Origin of the sequence: Azospirillum formosense (assembly GCF_013340925.1) — a bacterium.
Taxonomy (GTDB): Bacteria; Pseudomonadota; Alphaproteobacteria; order Azospirillales; family Azospirillaceae; genus Azospirillum; species Azospirillum formosense.
In genome coordinates this window covers 1-585 of sequence record NZ_WHOR01000555.1, presented here as the reverse complement: position 1 = coordinate 585, position 585 = coordinate 1, and the positions used below count along the sequence as shown (strand labels likewise).

Below are 585 nucleotides of genomic sequence, written 5' to 3'. Positions count from 1 at the left end.
CCGAGACGGTGCAGATGAACATGACCATCATGACCCAGAAGACCGGCGTCTGCAGCGCTTCCTTCAGCGTGTAGTCGCGGCGGGACTGCAGGACCTTGGTCGAGGCCTTCACCTGATCCTTCTGCGGAGCGCGCAGGAAGAAGGCGGCGGCGATGATGATCGCACCCTGCAGCAGGCCGAACCAGAAGAAGGTCGCCTGATAGCCCGAGGAGTGGATCATGTTGGCGATCGGCAGGATCGTCAGGGCCGAGCCGGCGCCGTAGCCGCCCGCGGTCAGGCCGACGGCGAGGCCGCGCTTGTCCGGGAACCACTTGATCGCGCTGTTGACGCAGGTGGCGTAGACGCAGCCGACGCCGATGCCGCCGATGGCCGAACCGACATAGAGCATGCCGAGCGAGCCGGCGTAGCTGTCGACGATCCAGGAGAGGCCGGTCATCACGCCGCCGAAGGCGACGATGACGCGGGGGCCGTAACGGTCGATGAAGTAGCCTTCGATGGGGGTCAGCCAGGTCTGGACGACGACGAAGACGGTGAAGGCGGTCTGGATCGAGGCGCGGGTCCAGCCATGGGTGGCCTGGATTTCCG

The 585-nt window shown here is 66.0% G+C and carries 1 protein-coding gene; it reads right to left on the bottom strand.

All coding sequences use genetic code 11. The annotated features are described in order from the left end of the window. On the bottom strand, positions 1-585 hold a 585-nt coding region (locus GBZ26_RS29810; protein WP_174441847.1), incomplete at both ends, for an MFS transporter.